Below are 25,902 nucleotides of genomic sequence, written 5' to 3' on the forward strand. Positions count from 1 at the left end.
AGTAAATATAATCACAGGATCGAGTCTGGGCCGGCGTTCCGGCAGGCGGAGGCATCTTGCCCGCCTCCGGTGCACGGCCGGTGGATGACGTCCGGTGGATGACGACGGAGGATATTTCCTCGCGGCCGGCACTCGTCATCTGTTCGGCCGATGCCGTGGGGCAAAAATGAGCCCACGTTGAGCACGATCCCCTCAGGATCATTGGACTGTCCTGCCCCTACAGACAGTTCAGAGAGCACCACCGGCTTGGGCCGGTGGTGCTTTTTTGTCTCCAGGCATGACGGCCGGCTGCCCTGCCAATTTCCTCCAATTTTGATCATTTTCGATCCTGGGCTTGAACAGGGCGGAGCAGGCCCTTAGGTAATAAGCGGAGGCGCCTCCGATTGTGGAGCGCCTTTCTCATGTAATCACGGGATCGGGTATGTCACGTCTTTCGACCTCGCAAGCCGCAGCCTTCCCGGAGCTCGCGCCAAGTCGAACCGACCCCCCTCTGCCCTGCCGGGCATCTCCCCCGCAAGGGGGGAGATTAGCTCACCTAGCCATAAGCTGATCTTGCCGCTCGCTGGCCGGGCACCAGATTATCCCCTCCCGCGTCAAGCAACTGGAGCCAGACGCCCCATGACAAGCAAAACCCGAACTCCAATCCAACTTCGAATCAACGGACATCGACATGAGCTGGAGGTCGAACCGCGCGTTACCCTGCTCGACGCCTTGCGCGACCATCTCGGCCTGACCGGCACCAAGAAGGGCTGCGACCAGGGCCAGTGCGGCGCCTGCACCGTTCATATCGACGGCCAACGCGTGCTGGCCTGCCTGACGCTTGCCACTCAGGCTGAAAGCAGGGACATCACCACCATCGAAGGGCTTGCCGGGGAGGATGGCACGCTGCATGCGGTGCAGGCCGCCTTCCTCGAACAGGATGCCTTCCAGTGCGGCTATTGCACGCCGGGCCAGATCATGTCGGCGGTCGCCTGCATTCGCGAAGGCCATGCCGGCTCGGATGAGGAGATCCGCGAATACATGGCCGGCAATCTCTGCCGCTGCGGCGCCTATCCGCATATCGTCGCCGCCGTGCGCCAGGCGGCCGTGGAGGCCGCGTCATGAGGGACTTTTCGTATCTCCGCGCCGGCTCCGTCGATGCAGCCCGTGAGGCAGCAGCACTTCCCGGCGCCATGCTTCTGGCCGGCGGCACGACGCTTGTCGATCTCGCGAAATGCGGCGTTGCCGAACCCGAGACCGTGGTCGACATCACCCATCTCAAGGGACTGGACACGATTGCCGTTGATGACCGGGGCGCCACGATCGGCGCGCTGGCCAGGATGAGCCGCGTCGCCGACCATGCCGATATCAAGAGTCGGTTCCCCGCAGTCTCGGAAGCATTGTGGCAGGCGGCGTCGGCTCAGCTGCGCAACATGGCGACGATCGGCGGCAATCTGATGCAGCGTACGCGCTGCCCCTATTTCCGCGATCCGGCGAATTTCCCCGCTTGCAACAAGCGCTCGCCCGGCAGCGGCTGCTCGGCGATCGGCGGCGTCACCCGCGGCCATGCCGTGCTCGGCACCAGCGAGGCCTGTATCGCCACCTATCCCGGCGACCTGGCGGTTGCACTCGTCGCCTTCGACGCGATCGTCCATCTCGGCGACCGTCAGGTCGCCGTCGATGATTTTTTCCTGTTGCCTGGCAGCACGCCCGAAAGGGAACATGCGATCGAGCCCGGCGAGATGATCACCGCGATCAGCATTCCCGTTTCGGCCGCCGCCCGCGGCTCGACCTATCTCAAGGTCCGCGACCGCCAGTCCTATGAATTCGCCGCGGCAAGTGCTGCGGTCGGCATTGAATTCGAGGCCGACGGAAGGACAATTCGCGATCTGCGCGTCGCGCTTGGCGGCGTTGCCACCAAGCCATGGCGCGCCCTTGCCGTCGAAGAGGCGCTGAAAGGCAAAGTGCTCGAGCCGGAGGTCGTCAGGCAAGCCAGCCTGCTCGCCGTCGAGGGCGCCGTCGACCATGGCGCCAACCACTACAAGATCGAACTGGCGCCACGCGTCGTCGCCCGCGCCATCCTCAAAATGGGAGAAACGGCATGACCGTTCACGAGTTGAGAACAAGACCCGGCGATGCCAAACGCGGCGACGCTTCGGACGGTGCCGTCCTCGCCGATCAGGTCGGCGGCCGGCTGTCGCGCGTCGACGGCCCGGCCAAGATCACCGGTGCCGCCAAATACGCCGTCGAGCAGCAGCTCGAGGGGCTTACCCATGCGGTGCTGGTCGAGAGCACCATTGCCGCCGGCCGGGTGCGTTCGATCGACACGACCGCGGCCAAGGCGTCGCCCGGCGTGCTGCTGGTGCTGACGCCCGACAACATCCTGCCGCTGAGAACCGCAACGGACTGGCTGGGCACGCCGCCGCCGGACGTCGCCTATTGCCCGCTGGCGCGCGACATCACCTTCAGCGGCCAGCATGTCGCGGCGGTGGTGGCAGAGAGTTTCGAGCAGGCGGTCGCCGCCGCGACGCTGGTCAAGATCGCCTATGACGAGGCGCCGGCGATCGTCGACCTCAGCGATCCAAAGGCCGGCGACGGCATCCCGGTCGATGCGATGACCAAGGAATGGGGCGAGGCGGAGACAGCGTTCGCCTCGGCTCCGGTCAGGATCTGCAACGCCTACAACACGCCGCGCGAATACCAGGCGCCGATGGAGCCGCATGGCCTGATCGCAAAGTGGCAGGGCGACCAGCTGACGGTCTGGGAGCCGAGCCAATGGCTCGACGGCATGGCGCGGACCTATGCCGAATGGTTCGGCGTGCCGTTCGAGAATGTACGACTGGTCTCGCCCTATATTGGCGGCGGCTTCGGCTCCAAGGCGTTTGCCTATGGCTACGGCGCTGTAGCGGCAGTCGCCGCGAAAATGCTGGGACGGCCGGTGAAGCTGGCGGTCACCAGGCCGCAGACCTTCACCGCCTATGGCGGACGGGCGGCGACGCGCCAGACCGTGGCGCTCGGCGCCAACGCTGAGGGTCAGATCCAGTCGATCGTGCATCGCGGCGTCAACGAGACCTCGGTCGACGGCATGTGGGTCGAGCCGCTCGGCTCGGTCACCTCGGTCATGTACGCGACGCCGAATTTCTCGTCGCGGCAGAACGTCGTGCGAGTCAACACGGTGGTGCCGGGGGCATTGCGCGCGCCGGGCGAGAACCCGAGCGCCTTCGGCATCGAAAGCGCCATCGACGAGCTCGCCTATGAGGTCGGTATCGACCCGCTGGAAATCCGTCTCAGGAACTATGCCGAGCAGGATCCGCATGCGAAGAAGCCGTGGTCGACACGGCAGCTGCGTGAGGCCTTCGCGGCCGGCGCCGAAGCCTTTGGCTGGTCGAAGCGGAACCCCCGGCCGCGTTCGATGCGCGACGGCAACCAGCTGATCGGCTGGGGTGTCGCGGCAGGCACCTACCCGGTGCGGCGCGCCTATGGCGAGGCGGTCGTGCGCATTCTCGCCGACGGCTCGGTCGAGGTCGAAAGCTCATCGATCGACATGGGGCAGGGCACCTACACGATCCTGGCGCAGACCGCCGCCGAGGTGGTGGGCGTGCCGGCGGAAAACGTCGTCGTCAAGCTTGGCGATTCCCGCTATGCCCGTGCCGGCGTCACCGGCGGTTCGCGGCTGGCCGGGGTGATGACCGGCGCCGTCCACAAGGCGGCGAGTGCCGCGCTCGACCAACTGATCGGGCTCGCCATCAGCGATCCGGCTTCGCCGTTCCATGCACTGCAGGCCAACACGCTCGTCGTCGCCAATGGCCGCATCGCTTCACCGCGCGGCAACGGCCCGGAAGTTTCGATCGCCGAATTGCTCAGCAGCGTCGGGCGCGAGCATATCGAGGCGAAGGGCGACACCATGCCGGCCAATTCGACGGTCGAGGACCGCTACAAGAACTACACCACCATAGCCATGGCGCTGCCGCACACCGAGGGCGACTATTCCCGCCACAGCTGGTGCGCGCATTTCATCGAAGTCCGCGTCGACGAGGACTTTGGCACGGTTCGCGTTTCCCGCGTGGTGTCGGCGCTGGATTCGGGCCGGCTCTACAATCCCAAGCTCGCCGAAAGCCAGTGGAAGGGCGGCATCATCATGGGCATCGGCCAGGCGCTGCTCGAGGAAGGCATCGTCGACCGCCGCCACGGCCGCATCGTCAACAACAACCTCGCCGACTATCTCATCGCCACCAATGCAGACATTCCCGACATCGAGGTGATCTCGGTCGGTATTCCCGATCCGCATTCCTCGGTGCTGGGCGGCAAGGGGGTCGGCGAGCTGGGCATCGTCGGCGTGGCGCCGGCGATCGCCAACGCGGTATTCCACGCCACCGGGAAACGGGTGCGGGATCTGCCGATCACGCTGGAGAAGCTGATTTAGGCGGAGGCGGTAGAACTGCCAATCCCCTCTCGTGGGGGAGATGCCCGGCAGGGCAGAGGGGGGCGTGAAGGATCGCCGGCGTTCAGTTCAACTTGATGAGCTGAGAACCTCACGTCGGTGCGCGAACTGCTATTGCCTGATAGGCTGGAGGGAGAGCGCCACCTCTGTCCTGCCGGACATCTCCCCCACGAGGGGGGAGATCGGCAGCTTCAACGCCGCTCCTTTTTCAGGCTCACCACGACAGACTGAACGCGAGCTTGCCGAAATGCCGGCCGCCGGCCGCCATGTGGGCGTAGGCCTCGGTCGCCTGGTGCTGGCCGTAGACCGTGTCGATGACCGGATCGATACGGGCGGCGCCGATTGCGCGCGCCGCGTCGCGCAGGTCGGATACTGAACCGGTGTTGTTGCCCACAACCTTGAGTGCCTTGATGATGATCGGCAGCAGGTTCGTGGTGGCCTCGGCGCCGGTGACGAAGCCGATGGCGAACACCGTGCCGCCGGGCGCCGCGGCATTGATAGAGCGGGCGAAGGTCGCCGCGCCGCCGGTTTCGACGATCAGGTCGGCGCCGAGCCCGTCGGTCAATTCGAGCACCTTGGCGTCCCAGTCCGTTGTTTCGCGGTAGTTGATGAGGTGATCGGCACCCAAAGCCTTGGCGCGGGCCAGCTTTTCGTCCGACGACGAGGTGATGATGACCGTGGCGCCGGCTGCCTTGGCCAGCTGCAGGGTCAGGATCGAGACACCGCCGGTACCGAGCAGGACGACGACCGACCCCGGCCCGGCATCGGCGGCGCGAAGCGCATTCCACGCGGTGGTGCCGGCGATCGGCAGCGTCGCTGCCGCTTCGAAGGACAGATGCGCCGGCATCGGCACAACGGCATTGGCCGGCAGCGCGACATATTCGGCGAGCGAGCCGGGCAGTGTCAGCCCGCGCATCTCTCTGGTCTCATAAGGCCGCGGACGGCCGCCGATCCAGCGCGGTTTTGCATGGGCGATGACGCGGTCGTTGATGGCGAGCCTCGACACGCCCTCGCCGATACCGACGATCTCGCCGGCGCCGTCGACGACGGGAATGAGCGGAAAGCTCGGACCTGGATAGTTGCCGCTCGCTATCGCGACATCGACAAAATTGAGGCTTGCGGCGCGCAGGCGAATCAGCACTTCGCCGCGCTGCGGTTCAGGCGTGGGAACGGTGGCCGCGCGAAACGCGTCCAGTCTCGGGGCAGTCAGTTCGATCGCTTTCATGTCTCACTCCGGGTGATGGGCCGATTGACGGGCCGGGATTGAGTGAAGCTAGCTGCTGCGCTATAGGTATGTAATCCTTGCTCTTTGCATTTGAGTTATGCGTATAATGCAGCAATCGCACGAACCGGCAGCATTGGCCGAAATGGCCGCCTTCGCGGCAATCGCCGAAGCACGCTCCTTCACCAAGGCGGCCGCTCGCATCGGCCGCGACGCGACGATCCTGTCGCGGCGCCTTGCCTCGCTGGAAGAGCGGTTGGGCGTGCGCCTGCTGCACCGGACGACACGAAGCGTGTCGCTGACCGAGGCGGGTTCGGAATTTCTCGTCCGGGTCCGCACCATCCTGGCTGCGGTCGACGAGGCCGAGGCTGTCGCGTCGGCGCATGCCGGCGGCGGGCCGCGCGGCGTGCTGCGGCTGGCGCTGCCCGGCTCGTTCGGGCGCATGTGGATCGGCCCCCTGCTGCCGCAGTTTCTCACCGAATTTCCCGACGTCCGTATCGAGGCCGAGTTCTCCAACCGTTTCGTCGATCTCGTCGCCGAGAATTTCGATGTCGCCGTCCGTCTCGGCGCGCTGCAGGATTCGCGGCTCGTGGCGCGCAAGGTCGCGACACGGCGGCGGCTGCTGTGCGCCGCGCCGTCCTACCTCGCCCGCCGGGGCACGCCGACTGCGCCAGAGGCGCTGCTGGAACACAGCTGCCTGGGCTTCTCGGGTTTCCAGACCTTTCCGGCCTGGGAGATGACCGACAGCACGGGTCGCCGCGTCAGTATCGAGGTCTCCGGGCCGCTGGTCACCGACGACGCCGAGGTGCTGGTCGAAGCCGCCGTGCAAGGCGTCGGACTGATGATGAGCACGGATTGGCTGGTCGGACGCGAGCTCGCCGACGGCCGGCTGGTGCCAGTGCTGGAGGACTGGACGCTTGCCGACGAAGGCGCCGTCTATGTCGTCACGCCTTCGGCCAAGGGGCAAGCCGCCAAGACACGTGCCTTCGCCGACTGGATCGGCAAACGCTTTGCGCCGGTCCCGCCGTGGCGGAGGTGAGGGTGCTGATCTCCCCCCTTGAGGGGGAGATTACGCGCTCAGCCGCCTCCGCCTCCACCACCCTGCTTGATGAAATGACCGAGCAGATCCATCGGCACCGGAAACACGACCGTCGACGAGCGCTCACCGGCGATGTCATGGAGAGCCTCGAAATAGCGTAGCTGCATGGCCTGCGGTGCTTCGGCCAGCATCTTGCCGGCCTCCACGAGCTTTGCCGCCGCCTGCTGTTCGCCGTCGGCATTGATCACTTTCGCACGCCGCAGCCGTTCCGCCTCGGCCTGCTTGGCGATGGCGCGGACCATGTTCTCGTTGAGGTCGACATGCTTGATCTCGACATCGGAGACCTTGATGCCCCAGGCATCGGTGCGCTGGTCGAGAATCTCCTGGATATCGCTGTTGAGCTTGTCACGTTCGGCCAGCATTTCATCGAGCTCATGCTTGCCGAGCACCGAGCGCAACGTGGTCTGTGCCAGCTGGTTGGTGGCGGTCATGAAGTCTTCAACCTGGATCACCGCCCGCTCGGCGTCGACGATACGAAAATACAGCACCGCGTTGACCTTCACCGAGACGTTGTCGCGCGAGATCACGTCCTGCGGCGGGACGTCCTGGACCACCACTCGCAGGTCGACCTTCACCATCTGCTGCACGAAGGGGATGAGGATGATAAGGCCGGGGCCCTTGACCCCGGTGAAGCGGCCGAGCGTGAAGACCACGCCGCGCTCATATTCCCGCAGGATGCGAATGGCCGCGGATAGGAACATGACCACGACGAGCGCTGCTGCCAGATAGGCCACATAACCGATGATCATTGCCTTGCTCCATCGCTTCTCACATTGCGGCGCCGTATCGTCAGCACCAGACCCCTGACATCAGCCACCTCGACGCTGTCGCCCACAGCAAGCGGTTCGTCGGCTTTTGCCCGCCAGCGCTCGCCCCGGGCGAGCACGTGGCCCTCGCTGCCCTGCCAGTCGAGGACCTCCGCCGGCAGCCCCTGCATGGCCTGTGCGCCAACACGCGGAACGTTCTTGCGGGCCGCCCACAGATAGCTGCCGGTCAGCAGCGCCAGGCCGAGCGTCAGGGCGGCGGCGGTGCCGATAACGGCCCACGACATCTCGAAGCCGGGCCCCTCGATCCTGAGCAGCATGGCTGCGCCCAGCAGAAACGCAGCCACGCCTCCCAGCCCAAGGACCACAGTCGGGTTCAAGGCTTCGACGACCAGGAAGATGATGCCAAGCAGCATCAAGGCAAGGCCGGCATAGCTGATCGGCAGGAGATTGAGCGCATAGAGTCCGAGCAGAAGGCAAATCGTGCCGATCACGCCGGGCGCGACCGCGCCCGGGCTCGTGAATTCGAAGACGAGGCCATAAACGCCGACCAGCATCAGGATGACGGCGATGTTCGGGTCCGTGATCACGGCGAGAAGCCGGATGAGCCAGCCTGGCTCGAGCGTTTCGACCGGCAGTCCTTTGGTCGCCATTGCCTCTTTTTTGCCGGCGATCTCGACTGTCCGGCCGTCGGCCAGTTGAAGCAGTTCGGTGGTGTCGCGGGCGACGAAGTCGATGACATGCTGCTGCAGTGCCGCGCCGGCCGACAGGCTGGCCGCCTCGCGCACGGCCTTTTCTCCCCATTCGGCATTGCGCCCGCGCAATTCAGCCAGGCTGCGGATCAGGGCAACGGCATCGTTCGTCGCCTTGGCGATCATCGCATCGCCCGCGGGTGCGTTCTTCTTGTCCTTGTCCGCCTCGGGGCCATCGTTCTTGCCGCCGGGAAACGATGGCAGCGGCCCGCCCATCTCGATCGGCGTTGCCGCGCCCAGATTGGTGCCGGGCGCCATCGCCGCCAGATGGGTGGCGTAGAGGATGTAGGTTCCGGCGCTCGCCGCGTGCCCGCCGGCGGGCGCGACATAGCCGATGACGGGAACCGGCGAGGCGAGAATGCCCGCGATCATCTCGCGCATGCTGGTGACCAGCCCGCCGGGCGTGTCCATCTGCAGGATGAGAGCCTGGGCATTTCGGTCCGCGGCCACCGCCAGCGCTTCCTCGAGCTGCCTGGCACTCGCTGGACCGATGGCGCCGTCTATCTCGACGCGCAGCACAATTTTCTCCCGGCCGTCCGCCTCTCCGGTTGCGGAAGAGGGACAAACGGCCGCAACAGCCACGAAAGCCGCGGCAAGCAGGACCGCACGCGCGAGTTTCACGCTCAAAGCTCCACATCTAGGAATATGGGCTGGATTTTGCCGAAATCCATGACGCGGCGCGGCGGGTGACGCATCGCACGGTCCTGCTGGGCGTCGGCCTGCTCAGGCGGCGGCTACGGCACCGAGGAGCTCCGCCAATCGGGCGCGTTTCGCGTCTATGAAGATCCAGAGGACATGCGCGCGCCATGTCGACGAAGTCGGCGGCCGCACATGAAGGCGACGGCGGGCTGTCGCCGTCATTCGATCACACCTATGTCTCTTGCGCATTGGAGCCATCTAGCGGGCTTCTATTGCGCGACGTCCTCCTGGGTTGTCTGTTCCTGGATTCGGGCGGGTGCCCCGAGACACTGATCGTAGCCGATGGTGCAATTATTCAGACATTCGTTGCGCCCGTGGATGGATTTGACGCTGTTGTAGTCGATCGGCACAGCCTGGCATTTCTTCTGGCACGCCTGGTCCTTCTCGGCGCAATTCGTGCCGTGGCCCTTAGGGTACTTCTTCGTGGTCGCTTCAGCGTTCAATGGCAAGACGGCCAGCAGCGCCAGCAGCGGCGGTATCAGTCGGAGCATACGCATGGATCCTCCCTTGCGCGTTAGACCTCTGCACTTGGAGGCAATGTTAGCGCGCCACTTCCGTTGGCCGCATCACCCGTGCGGGGGATGGATGGCAGCGGGGCCGCCGCTGCCCAGGCAATTTCCCCGTGATCGGTTCTGATCCTCATCGCTCCGGCCGGCAGCCGATCACAAAACGCGACGACGTTCAGGCAATCATATCGCGCGCTGGGCACGATCAGACCGTCATAATCGAGGAAATGCGCGGCCTCGCCGATGTCTTGCGACCTCGGATATTCGGCGTGCTTTTCCTGATACGAAAGCTGCCCGTAGCGCGCGGTGTCGAGGCCAAGGGTCTGCAAGGCTGCCAGGTCGAGCAGTCTGAGCGTCCGGTCCAAAGCAAGATCGATCTCGAAGAGATTGTATCTGACGCGCGAAGGGATCACTGGCTGCCCCCGCGTCAGGTGGAATCTCATCTCGCTCAAGGCACCTTCGCGCTCTTGCGAGGTGTAGAGCACGTCGAACGTTCCATCGTCCCAACGGCCGCCGGAGCTCGAGCACTGGATCGGGCTGCGGCCCTGGCGCACCACACGCCAAACCGTCCCGGAGTATTCGACCGGAACCATTTCCTCGATAGCATCGATGAGCCGACTGTCTCGTCTCATCCGCCCGGCGATCGCCAATTACAGAAAGACCTCGTTCTCAAGCCGGTCGATGACTTTGAGCACGTCGAGGGCGCGGTCGTCGTGAATGAGATCTATCGCCCTTTCACCGTTCAATTGCGGGTGGCGAGCGTAAAGCCAGGTGCGGATATCGCTTGGCTCGTAGAATTCCTGCAGTCGGCCGACGATATAGTGCAGGTCCGATAGAATGAGCTCGCTGCGCGGCTGGGGCTTGATGTCGCCGGCCTTCCACCTCGAAACCGTGGCCTTGGACACGTCGGTGATGTTTGCAATGTCGGTTCCCTTGAGACCGCCAAACGTGCCCAATTCGTCCAGGAATCTGGGAACCGCCCGCAACGCCGTGCTCATGCTTTTCTCTCCGGCTGCCGAGCCACTTCGCGTCGGACCAGCCCTTCAATTGCGCTGTCGCATTTCGGTTTCATAAAAGGAAAATATGAAACAGGAATGTTAATGTCAATCACCCGTTCGGTGCGAAGGCCCCTGGAGCCAGCACTTCAGGCCTGAAGTAGCGCCAGCTCTTCCGCGCTCAGATGGCGTGCCTTGCCTTTGGCAAGCTCGCCGAGCTGCAATTGCCCGATCGCCACCCGCACCAGGCGCAGCACCTCGATATCGTAGGCGCCAAGCAGCCGGCGGATGTGGCGGTTGCGGCCCTCGTCGAGCACGATCTCCAGCCAGGCGGTGCTGGTGCCGCTTCCACTCGATCGAAAATCAATCGCCTGAATTGCTACAGCGCCCTGGTGTCGCCGGTAATGCCACGGGACAATTTGTTTTGTATAGTCCTTGATGCCACGTGGCCGACGATGGTTCGATGACTTGGGAAGGGAAGATCATGCGAAGCGGATTGGCGAAATTCGTCGTGGCGGGTTGCGTCGCCGCTCAGGTCGTCCTGCAAGCGGCGCAGCCGGCGTTTGCCGCGCCGTGCGGCTGGACGGCGAAACTGGAGGAAGAGGAGGGCGGCAAAGTGCTGATGGCGTCGGTCTGCGGCGGATCGAATGGCGGCGCCCAGCTGACGCTGGCCTGTTTCGGCAAGCCGACGCTGAGCTATGATTTGGGCGACAGCGGTCCGCAACTGGAACCCGGCATCGCTTCGTTCGCGTTCAAGGCCGGCGGCAAGGCGGTGACCAAGACGCTTCAACTCGAAGAAATGTACAACACCTTCACCGTGGAATTGAGCAGCACCGACCCGCTGTTGGCCCTGCTGCGCTCCAAGGGCGAGGTCACGGTCGCCTCGGGCAAATATGGCGAGAACAGCTTTCCGCTTGCCGGCTCATCCGCCGCCATCGGCAAGGTGCTGGCCCAGTGCGGCAAAGCCAAGGCTTCTTCCGACAATGACAACTGATGAACCCCTTACATTTCAATTTGAATCGCGCGAGACGTTGGTTGCGAAGATAGAGCGTGATCCCGCTAACCTCGATCCCTGGACAGGGCTTGTCGAACTGGAGGCCGAGGAAAGCAGCCTGGACACCGCGGTGTCGGTTCTCTTGCGGGCAATTGATGCTGTATCCGACAGGGAACAGCTTTGGCGATTTGTCGACAATTTTGTCTGGTTTTGCGGAGTTGCCGAAGGGCCGACTATGGCTTTGAGCGAAGCGAGCGTCCATGCCTTCTACGAGCGGTGGAAAATCGATACGCACCGTAGCGCGCAGACGAGCCTTTTCTTCGCTCAGCAGTTCAAGAAGCTCAATCTCCCTGACTTATGTGCCGAGAACGTTACGCGCGCAGAGGGCGAGGTGCACACCGGGCGGGACTATATCCTGCTTGCCTTGTTCCTGCGCGACAAAATGGAAACGCCGCAGCTGGCTTTGGCCGCCTTGCAACGGGGAATAGCCGCGCACCCGCGCAACGCGATCATCTGGGATTGCGTTGCCGACACACACCGCCTTGGGAACTCGGCGTGGGAGATCGCGGAATCCACCTATCAGTCATTCAAGCAATGCCGCCTCGATGCAACCACAGAAGATGCCTGCGTCGCCTGGGCATCGTTTGGGCTAATGCTCGATGAAATCGGCAACTATTTGTCGGCTGAAAAGGCCTATCGCCGGGCAATAGAAATCGATCCACGCTACCGCTGGGCGACAGGGAAGTTGTCGGGACTGCTCCGTCGCCGGTTCGCCCGCTACCATGAAGCTGAGAAACTTGCGCTGCGGTGCGTTGAAATCGATCCGGAGCACGCATGGTCGTGGTTCAATCTCGGCTTTGTTTATCATCATCATCTGGCCCGTTTCGCCGACGCCAAAAAGGCGTATCAGCGCGCGATCAAACTCAAGCCGGACTATGTTAAGGTGTGGGAGAATCTGGCCGCTCTGATGGCGTTCGAAACAGACGCGCCCATAGAGGCTCAAAAGGCGTTCGACAAGGTGTTCGGACTCTCGGGTGTTTCAGCTTGGACCTATAATCAATACGGTATTTTTCTTCGCGAATTGACAGACCGGTACGACGAGTCAGAAAAGGCCTTGCTGCACGCAATTGAAATGGAGCCAGCAGACTGGTGCCATCGGTTGGCGTTGGCGGTTCTGTATGAGAAGCGCTTGCTGCGGTTCGAGGAGGCTCGCAAATTTCTGCTCGAAGCAAAGGAGTGTGGCGCTCCGATTGACAATATCGATTATCGCTTGGCCTTGATTGCACAACGCCGTCGCCCTCTGAAGGTAGTCAAGTAAAGGAACGGCCGTGAAACGTTTGGTGTGGTCGATTTTTGCCATCCTATTTTCGACATGGGCTCACGCCCATGTTCCACCAACAGGCTCGGCTTATGCGAAGGATTTGTTCGCCAAGTTGGATGAACTTTTGCAGCAGCGCCGGATTGAAGGCAAATTGCCAAATCTTGAAGATCCAACGGACCGGGATCTACTGCACAAGATTTGGGACGGCGGGGCTTTGATAGGTTCGCCGCCATACGATGAGGGCGACCTGGTAGCACTGTCTTTCGTAATGGACAGAAGTCGGTCGCTACTCGCGCTCTATAGCCAAAATAGCTCATTGCCTCTGCAGGATGAAGCTACGCAGACATTCGCGCTTTTGATTCGGGCTGCTGCCGCTTCGCAGATAGCTTTCAATGATTTCCTAGCGCACCAACCTAACGCTGCCGAAATGTTGCGCCCCAACGGAGCCAAAGCTCGAGGAGGCATAGAGAAAATGTTTCGTGGCGCCTCGATTTTTCTGGCTGACCCGGCTCTGAAGGAGGGAAACAAGATAGTTCTTGTTGAATCGCTGAGAGCAGATGGTCCCTATCTCGCGCAGAGCATCTCTCCAGACCATCGCCAGGCCCTGATCGATTTGTTTGTCCCGTTGGTTGGCCAGCTTCCCATGCCTGCCCAAGAATCGCTCGAGATTTTTATGCAGGAAATCAACGCCGCCGGCTGCGATCTGTGGTGTGCTGACGGAATGTAATACCGATAGACATTGATATCGGTCGAACCCGTGTGAGCGGTCGGTCAGGAATATCCGCCAGGAGTCGAAAGCGACTCTTGTCCGCCCGCGCTGCTTGCTGCGTCACGTGGGCTTCGACTGGCAGCTGCCTGACTATCGAGTCGCCGCCAGCCGGCTAGGCCTGAAGCATCGCCAGCTCTTCCGCGCTCAGATGGCGTGCCTTGCCTTTGGCAAGCTCCCCGAGCTGCAATTGGCCGATCGCCACCCGCACCAGGCGCAGCACCTCGACATCGTGGGCGGCGAGCAGCCGGCGGATATGGCGGTTGCGGCCCTCGTCGAGCACGATCTCCAGCCAGGCGGTGCTGGTGCCGCCGCGCAGCAATTCGATCGAGCGGGCCGTCAGCAATTCGCCGTCGACTGTCGCGCCGGCGCGCAACCGCGCCAGCATGGCCTCGTCGGGCAGCGCGCCGATCTGCACGTGATAGGTCTTGGCGACATGCGAGGCGGGATCGAGCAGGCGCTGCGCGAAGCGCGTGTCGTTAGTGATCAACAGCAGGCCTTCGCTGGCCTTGTCGAGGCGGCCGACCGGCGAGACGAAAGGCAGGTCGAGCCCTGCCAGGCAATCATAGACGGTGCCGCGGTCCTGCGGGTCGTCGCGAGTGGTGACCAGCCCGCGCGGCTTGTTGAGCATCAGATAGACCTTGCGCTCGGCGGCGACGCGGCGGCCGTCGACCTCGATGCGGTCGCGGCCGGGATCGACGCGCATCGAGCCGTTGCGCACGATCTTGCCGGCAACCCGCACGCGCCCCTCGGCAACCAGAAGCTCGGCCTGCTTGCGCGAGCACAGGCCAAGCTTCGACAGCGCGCGACAGAGGCTGACGCCGGGAGGCTGGGCCCGGGGGGCAGGGCGTTGCCGGGCAATGTTCGGTCGCGGCGACATGATGTTGCCTGTGGATTCTTGTATACGAGCATCCCACTATAGCCGGCCGCCGGCTATGTCCACGGAAGGGAACTGCATATCGTTTGAGTCGTGCGCAGCGGCTGCGAGGACTTGCATGAAAACAGCCATTCGCCTTTGCCTGCTGCTCGCCTTCCTGCCGACATCGCCGGCGCATGCCGGCTGGCAGGCGGTCGAGAAGGTCGAGACCTATGCCATCTCAGGGCAATCCGGGCCGGAGCTCTACGCCTCGATCGGCGGGCGCGGGCCGCTGCTCGGCGAACGCCGCGTCATCGCGCATACCAATTTCAAGCTGACCTGGGTGAGGGACTACCAGCCGCAAGGCGACGCCTGCGTGCTGGTGTCGGCGCAGCCGAAGCTGATCATCACCTACACCTTGCCGAAGCCGGCCGCGCGGCTGCCGGGCGCAATCCAGAAGAACTGGGAGGTTTTCGCAGCTGGCCTCGCCGCCCACGAGAAGGTGCACGGCGCCAGCATCGTCGACATGGTGCACAAGATCGAGGCGGCCACCATTGGCCTGACCGTCGCCGATGACCGTGGCTGCAGCAAGATCAGGATCGAAGTGACGAGACGGCTCGCCGGAATCTCGCAGGCACAACGGCAGGCGAGCCGCGATTTCGACCGGGTCGAATTCGGCCCGGGCGGCAAGTTGCGGCAGCTTGTGTTCACGCTGATGATCGGCGGATGATGCTGCAGGGCTGCGGGGGCGGCGCAGGGTACCACCTTTGCGGCCCTCACGCCTGCTCGGTCGGATAGAGCGTCAGGATGTTGACGTTGACCCGTGGCGGCTGGCTCACCGCATAAAGGATGGCGGCGGCGATGTCCTCGCTTTCCAGCTGCTCCATGTCGCCCAGCCTTTGCTCGACCGCCTGGCGCACATCGGCGCGCATATTCTGGGTGAACTCGGTCTTGACGGCGCCGGGCTCGATGCAGGTGACGCGGATGCCATCTTTGCCGATCTCGCGACGCAGCGATTCCGCCATCGCGCTCACCGCGTGCTTGGTGCCGGAATAGACCACCGAAGGGTGGATGTAACGGCCGGTGCCGGACGAGACCACGACGATGTGGCCGGCGCTTTGCCGCTGCATCGACGGCAGTGCTGCATGGATCGGATAAAGCAGGCCCAGGATGTTGACGTCGACCATCCGGCGGTATTCTTCCGGCGTCGTGTTGCGGAACGGCGCGGCGACGCCGACGCCGGCAACCGCAAGCAGCATGTCGAGCCGGCCGTACTCCTGCTGGACCCGCTCGACCATCGCCGTGGCTTGCGTTTCGTCGGTGACGTCGACGGCAATCGGCAGTGCCGCGCTGCCGGTTTCACGGATCCGCCTCGCCAGGTCGTCCAGGCGCTCGGCGCGCCGCGCGGCAATCACCAGCGTGGCGCCCTCGGCCGCCAGCGCCAAGGCGGTGGCCTCGCCGATGCCGGAAGAGGCGCCCGTCACCAAGGCGATCTTGCCGCTCAGTTTTCCTGCGTGCATGTTTTCTCTCCTGACGCTTTGGACACGCCGTGAAGCTAGGGCGCAGGCTTTCTGGAACAATGCTGATCGAAAACCGAATCCACTGTTAGGTTTTGGCCCCAGCAAGCCCACGTCTGCGCACGAACGGGCCTTGACGCGACCGGAGCTGTTGCGTCTTGATACCGGGGCTGCGGGGCTTCACATGAAAACAGCTGATCGACTACGTCTGCGGGTGGCTTGTTTGCATGCGACGCGCTTGCATGCACTCTCGCGACCGAGCGCAAGATGAAGGTCCTCGTCGTTTATTGCCATCCCTGCACCGACAGCTTCAACGGCGCCGTGCGCGACACGGTGCTGGAGACGCTTGCCGAAAGCGGCCATCAGGTCCACCTGCTCGACCTTTATGCGACCGGCTTCGATCCGGTCATGCGCACGCGGGAATGGCGCGGTTACCACGACAAGGCGGCGAACCTGCAACCGGTGCACGAACATGCGCAGGAGCTGCTCTGGGCGGAGGCGGTCGTCTTCATCTATCCGACCTGGTGGTATGGCCTTCCGGCGATGCTGAAAGGCTGGCTGGAGCGTGTGCTGGTGCCGGGCTTCGCTTTCGAGATGCCGACGGAACGACGCGGCCCGCGGCCCAAATTGCGGCACATACGCCGGGTGATGGCAATGACCACATGTGGCGCCACGCCGCTGATGTCGTGGATCATGGGACAGCCCGGCCGGCGGACCCTGCTGCGCGGCTTCCGCTCCGTCTGCCATCCGCTGTGCCGGACCAAATTCCTGGCGCTCTACCGGATGGACAGCGTCTCGGCCGCCGGACGTCAGGCGCATCTGCAGCGGGTCAGAAAAGCGGCTGCCGGCCTTGGTCGCGCTGATGCGGTCGCCGCCACAGTGCCTGGCTGATCAGCCGGGGTGGGCCGTCGCCGGCGCGGGGCAATCGCTTTGGACAGGCGATTGCGCCAGGTTGGTGTTGGAGACGGCCAATTATCGAAGTCGGCGCCGCCCCTCATCGCCCTGCCGGGCACTTCTCCCCGTATAGGGACGGGGAGAAGGGGCTGACCGCGGCCTCGGCGCCCTTCTCGCAATGCTGGCGATTGGCGAAAGCAGCGACGAGAGCACCCCTCTCCCCGTCACTATACGGGGAGAGGGTGCCGGCAGGCAGGTGAGGGGCAGCGCCAACGCTCAGAGCAGAGGGCGACTTCAAACCTCGAGCGATTGCATTGCGCCACCGACACCGCGCGTTGACTCTATTCCCCATTTCTGGAAATCTGGAAATATGGACAAGACGCTCGCCCTTTCGGCACTTGCCGCGCTCGGCCAGGAGACCCGGCTGGACGTTTTTCGCCTTTTGGTGCGGGCCGGCGCCGACGGCGTGCCGGCGGGCGAGATCGCCACGCGGCTCGCTGCATTTCCGAATACGGTATCGGCTCATCTCAAGATACTGTCGCATGCCGGCCTGGTGCGGACCGAGCGGGAGGGCCGCAGCGTGCGCTACTTCGCCGATATGACCGGCTTTCGCGATCTGCTGGCCTACCTCATGGAGGATTGCTGCAATGGCGCGCCGGAACTTTGCCAGCCTGTCATCCAGGCTGTGACCTGCAACTGCTAGCCAGATGAGCTCCGGCAATCTTCCCCGCCGCCTTGTTGCCGAAGCCCTCGGCACGGCTCTTCTGGTCGCCACCGTGGTCGGTTCCGGTATCATGGCCGATAAGCTCACCGACGAGGTCGCACTCACCTTGCTCGGCAACACCTTGCCGACCGGGGCGATCCTGGTCGTGCTCATCACCATATTCGGGCCGATATCCGGAGCGCACTTCAACCCGGCGGTGACGCTGGTATTGGCGCTTCGACGCGAGATCGAAACGAACGCAGCGCTGGTTTACGTCGCCGCCCAGATTGCCGGAGGCATCGCTGGAACATTCCTGGCGCATGCAATGTTCGAATTGCCGATCCTGCAAGTGTCGGCGACGGTGCGGACCGGAAGCGGGCAATGGATTGCGGAGCTGGTCGCCGCCTTCGGGCTGGTCTTCACCATCCTCGCCGGCCTGCGTTCCCGTCCGGATTCGATCCCCTGGCTGGTCGGGCTCTATATCACCGCCGCCTACTGGTTCACCGCATCGACATCCTTCGCCAATCCGGCCGTCGCCATCGCCCGTGCGTTCTCCAACACTTTTGCCGGGATCCGCCCCGCCGATCTGCCGGGCTTCATCGGCGCCGAACTTTTGGGCGCGTTGCTCGCCATGGCATTGGCAGGGTGGCTGCTCGCCCAACCGAAACCAGCCGGACGGATGAAAGCTGCGCAATGACCATCACCATCTATCACAACCCCGATTGCGGCACCTCGCGCAACACACTGGCCATGATCAGGCAGTCCGGCGAGGAGCCTGAGGTGGTCGAATATCTGAAAAATCCGCCGTCGCGCGAAAAGCTCGTCGAGCTGATCGCAGCAATGGGCATGACGCCGCGCCAATTGCTGCGCGAAAAGGGCACGCCCTATGCCGAACTTGGTCTGGGCGAGCCGCAGTGGAGCGACGACGAGATCCTCGATTTCATGCTGGCGCATCCGATCCTGATCAGCCGGCCGATCGTGGTGACGCCGCTCGGCACCATGCTCGCCCGACCCTCCGAAGCCGTGCTCGATATCCTGCCCAATCCGGATATCGGACCGTTCACCAAGGAGGACGGCGAGGTGGTCATCGACGCCAGCGGCAAGCGCGTCGTCTAGATATCGCCTTATTTCGATCTTTGTCGAAATTCTCTTGACGTGCAGCGATTCTGGAAATAGCTTATTTCCATGAAACTCGAAAAAGCAGCCTCGCAACTTGAAGCCCTCGGCAGCCCGACGCGGTTGCAGCTCTATCGGACGCTGGTGCGGGCGGGCGATGAGGGGCTGCCGGTCGGACGCGTCCAGGACAGGCTCGGCATCGCCGCCTCGACGCTGTCGCATCACCTAAAGCGGCTGGTCGACACCGGCCTGGTGACACAGGAGCGCCAGGCGACGACGCTGATCTGCCGGGCCAACTATCCCGCCATGAACGGGCTCATCGGATACCTCGCAGACGAATGCTGCGCCGACGCCACCTGTGCGCCGGCATCGGCGGAAGCGACGGCCAAGACGGCGGCGTGATTTTTTTGGCAGTATAATTCGAAACTACCGGAAGGATAGAAGATATGGAGATGATCGAAAAGCTCCCCGTTGCGGTGATCGGCGCCGGGCCGGTCGGCCTGGCGGCAGCGGTCCACCTCATCGCGCGGGGCATTCCTGTCAAAGTCTACGAAGCCGGCAATGCGGTTGCATCCAATCTCAGGGATTGGGGCCATGTCCGGGTGTTCACGCCCTGGCGCTATTGCGTCGATCAGGTGGCTAGAAACCTGCTCGAGGTGCATGGCTGGCGGATGCCGGAGCCCGAGGCATTCCCGACCGCAAACGACCTCGTCGCGGATTATCTCGAGCCGCTGGCAAAGCTTCCGCAATTGTCGCCGTCGATCGAAACCGGCGCCCGCGTCGTTGGCATTTCGCGCTGGGGCGCCGACAAGGTCTCGAGCAAGGAACGCGAAACCCGGCCGTTCATGCTGGTGGTCGAAACCGCCAGCGGCACGCGGCGCGACAGCGCCCGCGCCGTCATAGATGCGTCGGGAACCTGGCAGATGCCGAACCCGCTCGGCGCCGGCGGAATTCATGCCGTAGGCGAAGCGCAATTTGCCGACCGCATAGCCTACGGCATCCCCGATATTCTCGGCCGCGACCGCAGCCTTTATGCGGGGAAGACGACGCTGGTCGCCGGCTCCGGCCATTCGGCCGCCAATGCCTTGCTGGATCTCGCCAGGCTGGCGGAGGTGGAGCCCGGCACGGCTTTCATCTGGACGACGCGCGGCACCGACCTGGTGCGCATCTATGGTGGCGGTGATGCCGACCAATTGCCGGCACGCGGCGAACTCGGCGCCGAAGTGCGCGAACTCGCCGAGAGCGGCGGCGTCAGGCTGGTGACGGGCTTTGCGGCTGTTTCGATCCGCGATGCCAACGGCCGGCTGGTCGTCGAAGGCCAGACCAGGGACGGTTTGCAGGCGCTTGGCCCGGTCGACCGCATCATCGCCGCGACCGGACAACGCCCGGATCTGTCGCTGACCCGTGAGCTTCGGCTCGAGCTCGATCCATGGCTGGAAAGCGTCAAGGCACTGGGACCGTTGATCGATCCCAACGAGCACTCCTGCGGCGACGTGCCGCCGCACGGCCACCGTGAGCTCAGCCATCCCGAGCACGGGTTCTACACAGTCGGCATCAAGAGTTATGGCCGCGCGCCGACCTTCCTGCTGCTGACCGGTTATGAGCAGGTCCGCTCGGTCGCGGCGGCGATCGCCGGCGACATGGTGGCGGCCGACAATGTCCAGCTCGTGCTGCCCGAGACCGGCGTCTGCACCGTGCCGCGGATCGGCGTGGCCGACAAGGGGTGCTGCGGCGGTCCGGCGCCGGCAGCGGTGGATGCGTGCTGTGTCGCCGACGCCAAGGCGAAGGCGGTCGGCAAAGGCGGCTGTGGCTGCAGCGTCGCGGCATGAGTCTTTCGCCGCCTTCGCCGGCCATCCTGCGCAGCCGCGGCGCGATCATCACCGCGCTTGGCCTGACGCAGATCATGGCGTGGGGTTCTTCCTACTATCTTCCCGCGGTCATCGCGCCGGCAGTCTCCTCCGATACCGGCTGGCCGCTGGCATGGGTTGTCGGCGGCCTGTCCCTTGGCTTGCTTGTGGCCGGATTGATCTCTCCGCGCGTCGGGTCGTCGATCGAGCGGCGTGGCGGCCGCAATGTCCTGGCGTTCAGCGCTGGATGCATCGGGTCGGCCAGGTTGGGCTGGCCGTTGCCCCCAACCTTGTGGCCTATATCGCTGCCTGGCTGATCGTCGGCCTGGGCATGGGGGCGGGGCTCTACGATGCCGCTTTCGCAACGCTTGGCCGCCACTATGGCCACGGCGCGCGCTCCGCCATCACCATGCTGACGCTGTTCGGCGGCCTTGCGAGCACCATCTGCTGGCCGATCTCAGCCTTGCTGCTGGGGGAGGTCGGCTGGCGCGGCACCTGCCTGGTCTACGCCGCCTTTCAGCTGGCAATTGCGCTTCCGCTCTATCTGGTGATCCTGCCCCGGGAGCCGCCGCAACCGGCAGTCAAACCAGGATTGAAGGAGGCGGCACCCATTCTCGACAACCAAGCCGATCCGTCGATCGTGATCGTTCTGGCCGCGACCCTGACACTTGCGGCTGTGATCTCCTCGACGCTGTCGGTGCATCTGCTCACCATCCTGCAAGGCAGCGGCATGGCGCTTGCCGCAGCCGTCGGGCTCGGCGTGCTGGTTGGCCCGTCCCAGGTGGCGGCCCGCGCGATCGAGATGATGATCGCGCGCTACCACCATCCGATTTTCACCAAGTTTGCCTCGGTTACGTTTGTGGCGATCGGCGTTTCGACGCTCTGGGCCGGCATGCCGATCATCCCGCTGGCGCTCGGCTTCTACGGCGCGGGCATCGGCCTCGAATCCATCGCCCGGGGAACGCTGCCGCTCGCGCTGTTCGGCTCGAACGGCTATGCGAAGCTGATGGGCCGCCTCGCCATGCCGAGCCTGATCGCCCAGGCGGCGGCACCCTCGGCCGGCGCATTGCTGCTGGAGCGCTTCGGCCCGCACGGGACGTTGGCCGCGCTTTCCGGTCTGGCGCTGGCCAACGTCATCCTCGCATGCGGTTTGGGCTGGCGGATGCTCCGCCGGCGGCAATCGCAGGTTCAAACCCGATAGGATTTCGACCTGCGTTCAGCGCCTTCAACTGGAGAGCGGGAGATCTTCCAAGGGATCGACAAGGAAGGACGCGGCGATCAGATCGTCCGCATCGAGGCGCAGTGAGCCTTTGGCGCCGCCCATAATGGCCGCAACCTTTTGAAATGTCTTGATCTCATGCTCGGTAATCTGGGCACTTTGCATTCTGGATTTGAGGTCAGCGACGCGCAGCCCCAAACTGTGGGACATTCCGATTTTACGGTTCGACATGGTAAGATGCTCCTCCCCGGCCCATGTTTGTTTTGCCACCCGCCCTATTCGTATTTCCTCCGCCTGCCTAAATATGAGGCATCGCGATACAGCGCCCGAACGCCCGATGCAAGGGAAGGTTCCGGCGCGCAGAGGTCACGAAATAATAATACGAAGGAAGTACGGCCGATGGTCCGGCCGGAGGTAGGACTTAGGTACGACGCCCCGCCGGACAGAGGGCTCCGGTGCCTTATCGGCTGGCGAGGACCATGCGGTTGCCTTCGCTGTCGCGAAACTCCGCCACCGTGCGCCCCGGCTGCCACGGCGCCTCATGCGCTTCGGTGACGATCTCGACGCCGCCCGCTTTCATGGCCGCGATCATTGCCCCGACATTTTCGTCGACCAGCACCAATACCGGCTCCGCGCCGGGTGCGTCGTCGGCGCGCCTGACAAAATGCAGGTTCGTCACGGCATGCGGAAATGCCAGCTCGATCCAGCGCCAGCCGCCATCACCCATTTTCTGGTCGGCCATGACCTGGCAGGCGAGATGCCTGGTGTAGAACGCCTTGGCGCGGTCCTGCTCGAACACCGGAAGCTCGGCAAACTGGATATGCATGATCGTCTCTCCTGCTTGACGGCTGCCGCGCAGCCGCCCACGCGGGAAAGACGATGCGGGCAACCGAAAAGATTCTTCGGCAAGGAGAATCTTTTCAGCGCAGCCGGTCGTCCTTCGTTCATACCAACCAGTCAGGAGACGACGATGAACTACGCGCTCATTCGATACGGTGTGAAGCAAGCCGACCTGGAAGATAACCGCGTGCTGGTCGAAAAAGTATTTGAAGCGCTGGGCGAGGCGGCACCGCCGACGGTGTGTTATCTCGTGCTCGAGCTGGACGACGGCTCGTTCGTCCACATCGTCGGCCAGGACGGCGATTCGTCGGCGCTGACCGGGCTTGCGGCCTTCAAGGCGTTTACGGAAAACCACGCCGAGCGCCGTTCGACCCCGGCATTGCGATCGCCTGTCAAAGTCATCGGCAATTACCGTATGCTGGCGGATCAGAAAGCCGGGTAGCGCCTGCCATGCCGCTCGCGCAGAAATGGGACGCTACGCCGAAAATGAACAGGGCGACTTTGGAGGTGATGCTCGTCGGGTTGCGGCCAAGGCTGCATCGCTACTGCGCGCGTATGGCCGGCTCGGTGATCGACGGCGAGGACATCGTCCAGGAGGTGCTGATCAAGGCGCTGCAGGCGATCGACGGCGGTGCGATCGTCGAACGTCCCGAGCAATGGCTGTTTCGCATCGCCCACAATGCCGCGCAGGATCATCTGCGGCGGCGCAATCGGGAAAGGTCGCGCATGACCGAGGCCGACATGAGCGTCATCGAGGATCCCTCCGGCAGCGCCGACAGCCGGCTCGCCGCCCAGACCAGCCTGCGCTCCTTCATGCAGCTTTCGGTGCCGCAGCGCAGCGCTGTGATCCTGGTCGACGTGCTCGGCCTCAGCCTGCATGAGACCTGCGAAGTGACCGGCGCGACGCTCGCCGCCACCAAGGCCGCGCTGCATCGCGGGCGGGCGCAGCTCAAGCTGCTGGCGCTGCAGCCCGAGCAGGCGCTCGCGCCGAGGCTCGACGCCGATGACGAGCGCCGGCTGCGGCGCTATGTCGACCTGTTCAACGCGCGCGACTTCGACGCTGTGCGGGCACTGATCGCCGAGGACGTGCGGCTCGACGTCGTCAACCGCGTCCGCCTGCGCGGCAAGGCCGAGGTTTCGACCTATTTCGGCAATTACGACCGTATCAGCGACTGGACATTGTCGCTCGGCGTGGTCGACGGCAGGCCGGCGATCCTCATCCGCGACCCGCAGGCGGCCGACGGCGCTGTGCGCGGCTTCATGCTGGTCGAATGGAGGGACGATCAGGTCATCCAGATCCGCGATTTCCGCTATGCGCCCTGGTGTCTGGTCGACGCGGAGATTGAAACGGTGGACGGGTGAGTAGAAGGCTGGAATGGTGCGGAGATGGCGATCAGGCAGCCTCCTCCTTGGGTGACCCAAACGCAATTGCCACATGGCAGCACGTTCTTAGAGCGGTTCCGGTTCTCTTGGAACCGGTAACTCGCTCTAACTATCTGTTTTGCCGCATTTATGCGGACGCCAAATGACTCCATTTGGCGGCAAAATCCTCTAGCCGATACGCACGCGGCGCGTCACCTGGCCATTGCTTTCCCAGTATGTGTGTTTCTTGGCTATCAAGGGATCGTCCATCGCCGGTTGAATTTGTCCTGTGGTGCCGACCGCGCGCGAGGTCACCGTGTGTTCTCCAGGAGAGGGATTTGCCCAAGCCAGGGACCATATTTTCCAAGCGTGTTCGGCCTCCTCACTGTGGTCAATGGTCGCTGGTGTCCAAGGCCCTTGATCGATTTGCACTTCGACCCGGTCGATCGGCGCCCCCCAGGCTGCCCCAACGATGCGGTAATCTGAATCTTTCCGGGTAACCTTCGCAGGCGCGGACTTTATCAGCGCTCGCCCGACTGACGTCTCGGCCCATACGGTCTCGCCGTTGTGGTCCTCCTCCCGGATGGTGACATAGTCACGGGCCATCAGAAGGCTCATGAACCGCGTATCGCGAACCTCGATGCGCTTTAGCCACTTGACGTTGGCGATCCCGTACCAGCCTGGCGCAATGAGCCGTACCGGGAAGCCATTGGGCGCCGGCAAGGCGGCCCCGTTCATTTCATAGCAGAGGAGATTGTCGGGGTTCATCGCGTCGGCGAGCGACATGCTGCGAGCGAAGTTCTGCTGCATCTTGACGTCGCGTATCGGGATCTCGCCTGTGTCGGTACCGAAAAAGACGACCTCGATGCCCTTCTCCAGAACGCCGGCTTCCTCGAGGATCGGGGCGAGCGGCGTCCCTGCCCAGCGAGCATTGCCGATGCCCCCGGTGAAAAAGGGGAACCCGTGGTTGCCCGAGCATTCCACTGTGAAAACGACCTCCTGCCGCGGTCGCGCCCTGATGTCGGCGAGCGTTAACTCCAGGGGCTTCTTAACCAGGCCTCCGATCTCCATCGACCATGTCTTCTCGTCGATCGTTGGTCGGTTGAAATGGGAGATGCTGAAGAACTTGTCGTTTGGCGTTATCCAGCTATCCAAATCCTCCCAGACAAGCTGCTTCTGGATACCCTCCGGATCGGGATTTTCGGTCGGCTGATCCAGCCATGGAATAACTTCCTCGTTCGGCCGTGTTGGAAAAGCGTAAGCCCGGCGCGAGGTATAGAGAGCAGCAATTGCGGCAAGAGCCGCGCTTCCTTGAACAAGAAGTTCTCTGCGCTGAAAATCAGGCATGTTGTTTACCTCCCAGTTGATCCGGAACGGGCTGCAACGTGCCTTAGGCCGTAGCCTGATCACGGATAGGCGACACAATGTGAGGTCTGCCCACCCGGAAGTATCCGGGTAGGTCAGACAATCACCGACGCAAGTCAAGCATGTGAAGCGTTGCACGAAACGCCAGCTCGCGTTTCGCACGCTAAGAGTGCGCCTTTGAGAAGGAACTGTCCACAACTTGGACGGGACATGATGATGATTGCAGCATTCCATGCCGATTTCCTGTCCTGCCAAAATGGTTGCTGCTCGGATCGCTGCCGAACGCCCGCTTCTGGGTCATTTCGGGACCTTCGTGGGTTCTCGTCGAACCGGTGTTTCCTGCCGGCCCGTGGGTTGGCCGTGCGGCCGGCACCGCCCTGATCGCTTGGGGCGGCGCAACGCTTTTGGTCTGACGACCAGGGCTGCCTCGAATGTCGCATTTGCAGGTGGAGGGCGGGCCCGGGCGGCACATCAAAACCAGTCTGCATTACGAGGTGGCCAGCAACCAGGCCGCCTGGCTTGGGCGCGGCAGATCATTCACACGTGAACCATTCGCCAACAGTTGTGTGCGTCAAGTTCTGCAAAATGGCGTGGCATTGCGGTGACGTCGGCGTGTCCGCCGCGCAGCCCCCGTGTTTAGCGGAG

27 protein-coding genes and 3 pseudogenes are annotated in these 25,902 nt (G+C 63.6%); 18 read left to right on the plus strand and 12 right to left on the minus strand.

The annotated features are described in order from the left end of the window. The first annotated feature begins 618 nt into the window (after positions 1-618). Genes NKJ28_RS14125 through NKJ28_RS14135 form a run of 3 tightly spaced genes read left to right on the plus strand, consistent with a single transcriptional unit; the run spans position 619 to position 4,402 of the window. Positions 619-1,104: a (2Fe-2S)-binding protein gene (locus tag NKJ28_RS14125; RefSeq protein ID WP_031211962.1), complete on the plus strand. Its 486-nt coding sequence runs from the start codon at positions 619-621 to the stop codon at positions 1,102-1,104. Then, the gene (locus NKJ28_RS14130) at positions 1,101-2,084 is read left to right on the plus strand and encodes an FAD binding domain-containing protein (protein WP_352569152.1); all 984 of its coding nucleotides are present in this window, start codon (positions 1,101-1,103) and stop codon (positions 2,082-2,084) included. Before NKJ28_RS14125 ends, NKJ28_RS14130 begins: the two co-directional genes overlap by 4 nt. Continuing rightward, positions 2,081-4,402, plus strand: a complete 2,322-nt coding sequence (locus NKJ28_RS14135; protein WP_352636048.1) for a xanthine dehydrogenase family protein molybdopterin-binding subunit — start codon at positions 2,081-2,083, stop codon at positions 4,400-4,402. The genes NKJ28_RS14130 and NKJ28_RS14135 overlap by 4 nt, the downstream gene beginning before the upstream one ends. A 232-nt stretch (positions 4,403-4,634) precedes the next feature. Here NKJ28_RS14135 and NKJ28_RS14140 read toward each other — a convergent pair whose 3' ends face one another. After that, positions 4,635-5,645: a zinc-dependent alcohol dehydrogenase family protein gene (locus NKJ28_RS14140; protein WP_352636049.1), complete on the minus strand. Its 1,011-nt coding sequence runs from the start codon at positions 5,643-5,645 to the stop codon at positions 4,635-4,637. Positions 5,646-5,751: 106 nt separating this feature from the next. Between NKJ28_RS14140 and NKJ28_RS14145 the strand changes: the two genes are divergently transcribed. Beyond that, on the plus strand, positions 5,752-6,681 hold the full coding sequence (locus NKJ28_RS14145) for a LysR family transcriptional regulator (RefSeq protein ID WP_352636051.1): 930 nt from the start codon (positions 5,752-5,754) through the stop codon (positions 6,679-6,681). A gap of 38 nt (positions 6,682-6,719) precedes the next feature. On the opposite strand, the gene NKJ28_RS14150 is transcribed toward NKJ28_RS14145, so the two are convergent. Then, on the minus strand, positions 6,720-7,490 hold the full coding sequence (locus NKJ28_RS14150) for a slipin family protein (protein WP_023680344.1): 771 nt from the start codon (positions 7,488-7,490) through the stop codon (positions 6,720-6,722). Further along, positions 7,487-8,878, minus strand: a complete 1,392-nt coding sequence (locus NKJ28_RS14155) for an NfeD family protein (RefSeq protein ID WP_352636053.1) — start codon at positions 8,876-8,878, stop codon at positions 7,487-7,489. Before NKJ28_RS14155 ends, NKJ28_RS14150 begins: the two co-directional genes overlap by 4 nt. A 108-nt stretch (positions 8,879-8,986) precedes the next feature. Between NKJ28_RS14155 and NKJ28_RS14160 the strand changes: the two are divergent. Next, positions 8,987-9,092 (plus strand): annotated as a pseudogene (locus NKJ28_RS14160) (HAD family hydrolase); the annotation flags it as partial. Between the two features lie 73 nt (positions 9,093-9,165). Here NKJ28_RS14160 and NKJ28_RS14165 read toward each other — a convergent pair. The 4 genes and pseudogenes from NKJ28_RS14165 to NKJ28_RS14180 form a co-directional block, all read right to left on the minus strand. Continuing rightward, a complete protein-coding gene (locus NKJ28_RS14165) occupies positions 9,166-9,447 on the minus strand; it encodes a hypothetical protein (RefSeq protein WP_352636055.1) in 282 nt (93 codons plus the stop codon). 23 nt (positions 9,448-9,470) lie between these two features. Further along, positions 9,471-10,112: an RES family NAD+ phosphorylase gene (locus NKJ28_RS14170; RefSeq protein ID WP_352636057.1), complete on the minus strand. Its 642-nt coding sequence runs from the start codon at positions 10,110-10,112 to the stop codon at positions 9,471-9,473. Further along, entirely contained in the window at positions 10,113-10,460 is a 348-nt protein-coding gene (locus tag NKJ28_RS14175) for an antitoxin Xre/MbcA/ParS toxin-binding domain-containing protein (RefSeq protein ID WP_023680350.1), read from the minus strand. A gap of 146 nt (positions 10,461-10,606) precedes the next feature. Further along, positions 10,607-10,801 (minus strand): annotated as a pseudogene (locus NKJ28_RS14180) (pseudouridine synthase); the annotation flags it as partial. Positions 10,802-10,941: 140 nt separating this feature from the next. Here NKJ28_RS14180 and NKJ28_RS14185 point away from each other — a divergent pair. From NKJ28_RS14185 to NKJ28_RS14195, 3 genes are read left to right on the plus strand one after another with little or no spacing between them, the layout of a single operon-like run. Continuing rightward, positions 10,942-11,451: a hypothetical protein gene (locus tag NKJ28_RS14185; RefSeq protein WP_245274855.1), complete on the plus strand. Its 510-nt coding sequence runs from the start codon at positions 10,942-10,944 to the stop codon at positions 11,449-11,451. Next, on the plus strand, positions 11,441-12,769 hold the full coding sequence (locus NKJ28_RS14190) for a tetratricopeptide repeat protein (RefSeq protein ID WP_023680353.1): 1,329 nt from the start codon (positions 11,441-11,443) through the stop codon (positions 12,767-12,769). Before NKJ28_RS14185 ends, NKJ28_RS14190 begins: the two co-directional genes overlap by 11 nt. Positions 12,770-12,779: 10 nt before the next feature. Then, on the plus strand, positions 12,780-13,499 hold the full coding sequence (locus NKJ28_RS14195) for a hypothetical protein (RefSeq protein WP_352636060.1): 720 nt from the start codon (positions 12,780-12,782) through the stop codon (positions 13,497-13,499). Positions 13,500-13,653: 154 nt separating this feature from the next. Here NKJ28_RS14195 and NKJ28_RS14200 read toward each other — a convergent pair whose 3' ends face one another. Next, positions 13,654-14,418: a pseudouridine synthase gene (locus tag NKJ28_RS14200; protein WP_352569158.1), complete on the minus strand. Its 765-nt coding sequence runs from the start codon at positions 14,416-14,418 to the stop codon at positions 13,654-13,656. A gap of 115 nt (positions 14,419-14,533) precedes the next feature. On the opposite strand from NKJ28_RS14200, the gene NKJ28_RS14205 reads away from it, so the two are divergent. Continuing rightward, complete coding sequence (locus NKJ28_RS14205) at positions 14,534-15,124, plus strand: DUF922 domain-containing Zn-dependent protease (RefSeq protein ID WP_352569159.1); 591 nt, start codon at positions 14,534-14,536, stop codon at positions 15,122-15,124. A 46-nt stretch (positions 15,125-15,170) separates the two neighbouring features. On the opposite strand, the gene NKJ28_RS14210 is transcribed toward NKJ28_RS14205, so the two are convergent. After that, on the minus strand, positions 15,171-15,914 hold the full coding sequence (locus NKJ28_RS14210) for an SDR family oxidoreductase (protein ID WP_352636063.1): 744 nt from the start codon (positions 15,912-15,914) through the stop codon (positions 15,171-15,173). 264 nt (positions 15,915-16,178) lie between these two features. Here NKJ28_RS14210 and NKJ28_RS14215 point away from each other — a divergent pair, with 264 nt between their 5' ends. The 7 genes and pseudogenes from NKJ28_RS14215 to NKJ28_RS32995 all read left to right on the plus strand — a co-directional run bounded on the left by NKJ28_RS14215 (position 16,179) and on the right by NKJ28_RS32995 (position 21,672). Next, the gene (locus NKJ28_RS14215; RefSeq protein ID WP_352636065.1) at positions 16,179-16,802 is read left to right on the plus strand and encodes an NAD(P)H-dependent oxidoreductase; all 624 of its coding nucleotides are present in this window, start codon (positions 16,179-16,181) and stop codon (positions 16,800-16,802) included. Positions 16,803-17,175: 373 nt separating this feature from the next. After that, positions 17,176-17,508, plus strand: a complete 333-nt coding sequence (locus tag NKJ28_RS14220) for an ArsR/SmtB family transcription factor (protein WP_352636067.1) — start codon at positions 17,176-17,178, stop codon at positions 17,506-17,508. Positions 17,509-17,512: 4 nt separating this feature from the next. Beyond that, positions 17,513-18,205, plus strand: a complete 693-nt coding sequence (locus NKJ28_RS14225) for an aquaporin (RefSeq protein WP_352636069.1) — start codon at positions 17,513-17,515, stop codon at positions 18,203-18,205. After that, positions 18,202-18,624 (plus strand): arsenate reductase (glutaredoxin), encoded by a 423-nt coding sequence (gene arsC / locus NKJ28_RS14230; RefSeq protein WP_352636071.1) that lies wholly within the window; start codon positions 18,202-18,204, stop codon positions 18,622-18,624. Before NKJ28_RS14225 ends, arsC begins: the two co-directional genes overlap by 4 nt. A 69-nt stretch (positions 18,625-18,693) precedes the next feature. Further along, the gene (locus NKJ28_RS14235; RefSeq protein WP_023680363.1) at positions 18,694-19,026 is read left to right on the plus strand and encodes an ArsR/SmtB family transcription factor; all 333 of its coding nucleotides are present in this window, start codon (positions 18,694-18,696) and stop codon (positions 19,024-19,026) included. Between the two features lie 50 nt (positions 19,027-19,076). Beyond that, positions 19,077-20,453 (plus strand): NAD(P)-binding domain-containing protein, encoded by a 1,377-nt coding sequence (locus tag NKJ28_RS14240; RefSeq protein ID WP_502896712.1) that lies wholly within the window; start codon positions 19,077-19,079, stop codon positions 20,451-20,453. Further along, positions 20,450-21,672: pseudogene (locus NKJ28_RS32995) on the plus strand (MFS transporter). Before NKJ28_RS14240 ends, NKJ28_RS32995 begins: the two are co-directional and overlap by 4 nt. A gap of 24 nt (positions 21,673-21,696) precedes the next feature. On the opposite strand, the gene NKJ28_RS14255 reads toward NKJ28_RS32995, so the two are convergent. Both NKJ28_RS14255 and NKJ28_RS14260 read right to left on the minus strand, forming a co-directional pair. Then, entirely contained in the window at positions 21,697-21,921 is a 225-nt protein-coding gene (locus NKJ28_RS14255; protein ID WP_031213090.1) for a hypothetical protein, read from the minus strand. Positions 21,922-22,150: 229 nt separating this feature from the next. Then, positions 22,151-22,516, minus strand: coding sequence for a VOC family protein (locus NKJ28_RS14260; RefSeq protein WP_352569166.1), 366 nt, complete (start codon positions 22,514-22,516; stop codon positions 22,151-22,153). Positions 22,517-22,660: 144 nt separating this feature from the next. On the opposite strand from NKJ28_RS14260, the gene NKJ28_RS14265 reads away from it, so the two are divergent. Beyond that, the gene (locus NKJ28_RS14265; protein WP_352569167.1) at positions 22,661-22,972 is read left to right on the plus strand and encodes a hypothetical protein; all 312 of its coding nucleotides are present in this window, start codon (positions 22,661-22,663) and stop codon (positions 22,970-22,972) included. Positions 22,973-22,980: 8 nt separating this feature from the next. Beyond that, complete coding sequence (locus NKJ28_RS14270) at positions 22,981-23,892, plus strand: sigma-70 family RNA polymerase sigma factor (protein ID WP_352636077.1); 912 nt, start codon at positions 22,981-22,983, stop codon at positions 23,890-23,892. Between the two features lie 189 nt (positions 23,893-24,081). Here NKJ28_RS14270 and NKJ28_RS14275 read toward each other — a convergent pair whose 3' ends face one another. Then, positions 24,082-25,239 carry a sulfite oxidase gene (locus NKJ28_RS14275; RefSeq protein ID WP_352636079.1) on the minus strand — a complete coding sequence of 386 codons (1,158 nt, stop codon included), beginning with the start codon at positions 25,237-25,239 and terminating at the stop codon, positions 24,082-24,084. Positions 25,240-25,902 lie beyond the last annotated feature (663 nt).

The organism is Mesorhizobium sp. M0145 (genome assembly GCF_040322355.1).
Taxonomy (GTDB): Bacteria; Pseudomonadota; Alphaproteobacteria; order Rhizobiales; family Rhizobiaceae; genus Mesorhizobium.

Bases quoted from the DNA above. Each gene is read 5' to 3' on its own strand.
- NKJ28_RS14145 (WP_352636051.1), top strand. From the start codon at position 5,752: ATGCAGCAATCGCACGAACCGGCAGCATTGGCCGAAATGGCCGCCTTC.
- NKJ28_RS14225 (WP_352636069.1), top strand. From the start codon at position 17,513: ATGAGCTCCGGCAATCTTCCCCGCCGCCTTGTTGCCGAAGCCCTCGGC.
- NKJ28_RS14215 (WP_352636065.1), top strand. From the start codon at position 16,179: ATGAAGGTCCTCGTCGTTTATTGCCATCCCTGCACCGACAGCTTCAAC.
- NKJ28_RS14165 (WP_352636055.1), bottom strand. From the start codon at position 9,447: ATGCTCCGACTGATACCGCCGCTGCTGGCGCTGCTGGCCGTCTTGCCA.
- NKJ28_RS14220 (WP_352636067.1), top strand. From the start codon at position 17,176: ATGGACAAGACGCTCGCCCTTTCGGCACTTGCCGCGCTCGGCCAGGAG.
- NKJ28_RS14265 (WP_352569167.1), top strand. From the start codon at position 22,661: ATGAACTACGCGCTCATTCGATACGGTGTGAAGCAAGCCGACCTGGAA.
- NKJ28_RS14205 (WP_352569159.1), top strand. From the start codon at position 14,534: ATGAAAACAGCCATTCGCCTTTGCCTGCTGCTCGCCTTCCTGCCGACA.
- NKJ28_RS14140 (WP_352636049.1), bottom strand. From the start codon at position 5,645: ATGAAAGCGATCGAACTGACTGCCCCGAGACTGGACGCGTTTCGCGCG.
- NKJ28_RS14240 (WP_502896712.1), top strand. From the start codon at position 19,077: ATGATCGAAAAGCTCCCCGTTGCGGTGATCGGCGCCGGGCCGGTCGGC.
- arsC (WP_352636071.1), top strand. From the start codon at position 18,202: ATGACCATCACCATCTATCACAACCCCGATTGCGGCACCTCGCGCAAC.
- NKJ28_RS14185 (WP_245274855.1), top strand. From the start codon at position 10,942: ATGCGAAGCGGATTGGCGAAATTCGTCGTGGCGGGTTGCGTCGCCGCT.
- NKJ28_RS14235 (WP_023680363.1), top strand. From the start codon at position 18,694: ATGAAACTCGAAAAAGCAGCCTCGCAACTTGAAGCCCTCGGCAGCCCG.
- NKJ28_RS14270 (WP_352636077.1), top strand. From the start codon at position 22,981: ATGCCGCTCGCGCAGAAATGGGACGCTACGCCGAAAATGAACAGGGCG.
- NKJ28_RS14150 (WP_023680344.1), bottom strand. From the start codon at position 7,490: ATGATCATCGGTTATGTGGCCTATCTGGCAGCAGCGCTCGTCGTGGTC.
- NKJ28_RS14260 (WP_352569166.1), bottom strand. From the start codon at position 22,516: ATGCATATCCAGTTTGCCGAGCTTCCGGTGTTCGAGCAGGACCGCGCC.
- NKJ28_RS14210 (WP_352636063.1), bottom strand. From the start codon at position 15,914: ATGCACGCAGGAAAACTGAGCGGCAAGATCGCCTTGGTGACGGGCGCC.
- NKJ28_RS14125 (WP_031211962.1), top strand. From the start codon at position 619: ATGACAAGCAAAACCCGAACTCCAATCCAACTTCGAATCAACGGACAT.
- NKJ28_RS14190 (WP_023680353.1), top strand. From the start codon at position 11,441: ATGACAACTGATGAACCCCTTACATTTCAATTTGAATCGCGCGAGACG.
- NKJ28_RS14200 (WP_352569158.1), bottom strand. From the start codon at position 14,418: ATGTCGCCGCGACCGAACATTGCCCGGCAACGCCCTGCCCCCCGGGCC.
- NKJ28_RS14275 (WP_352636079.1), bottom strand. From the start codon at position 25,239: ATGCCTGATTTTCAGCGCAGAGAACTTCTTGTTCAAGGAAGCGCGGCT.
- NKJ28_RS14175 (WP_023680350.1), bottom strand. From the start codon at position 10,460: ATGAGCACGGCGTTGCGGGCGGTTCCCAGATTCCTGGACGAATTGGGC.
- NKJ28_RS14255 (WP_031213090.1), bottom strand. From the start codon at position 21,921: ATGTCGAACCGTAAAATCGGAATGTCCCACAGTTTGGGGCTGCGCGTC.
- NKJ28_RS14130 (WP_352569152.1), top strand. From the start codon at position 1,101: ATGAGGGACTTTTCGTATCTCCGCGCCGGCTCCGTCGATGCAGCCCGT.
- NKJ28_RS14135 (WP_352636048.1), top strand. From the start codon at position 2,081: ATGACCGTTCACGAGTTGAGAACAAGACCCGGCGATGCCAAACGCGGC.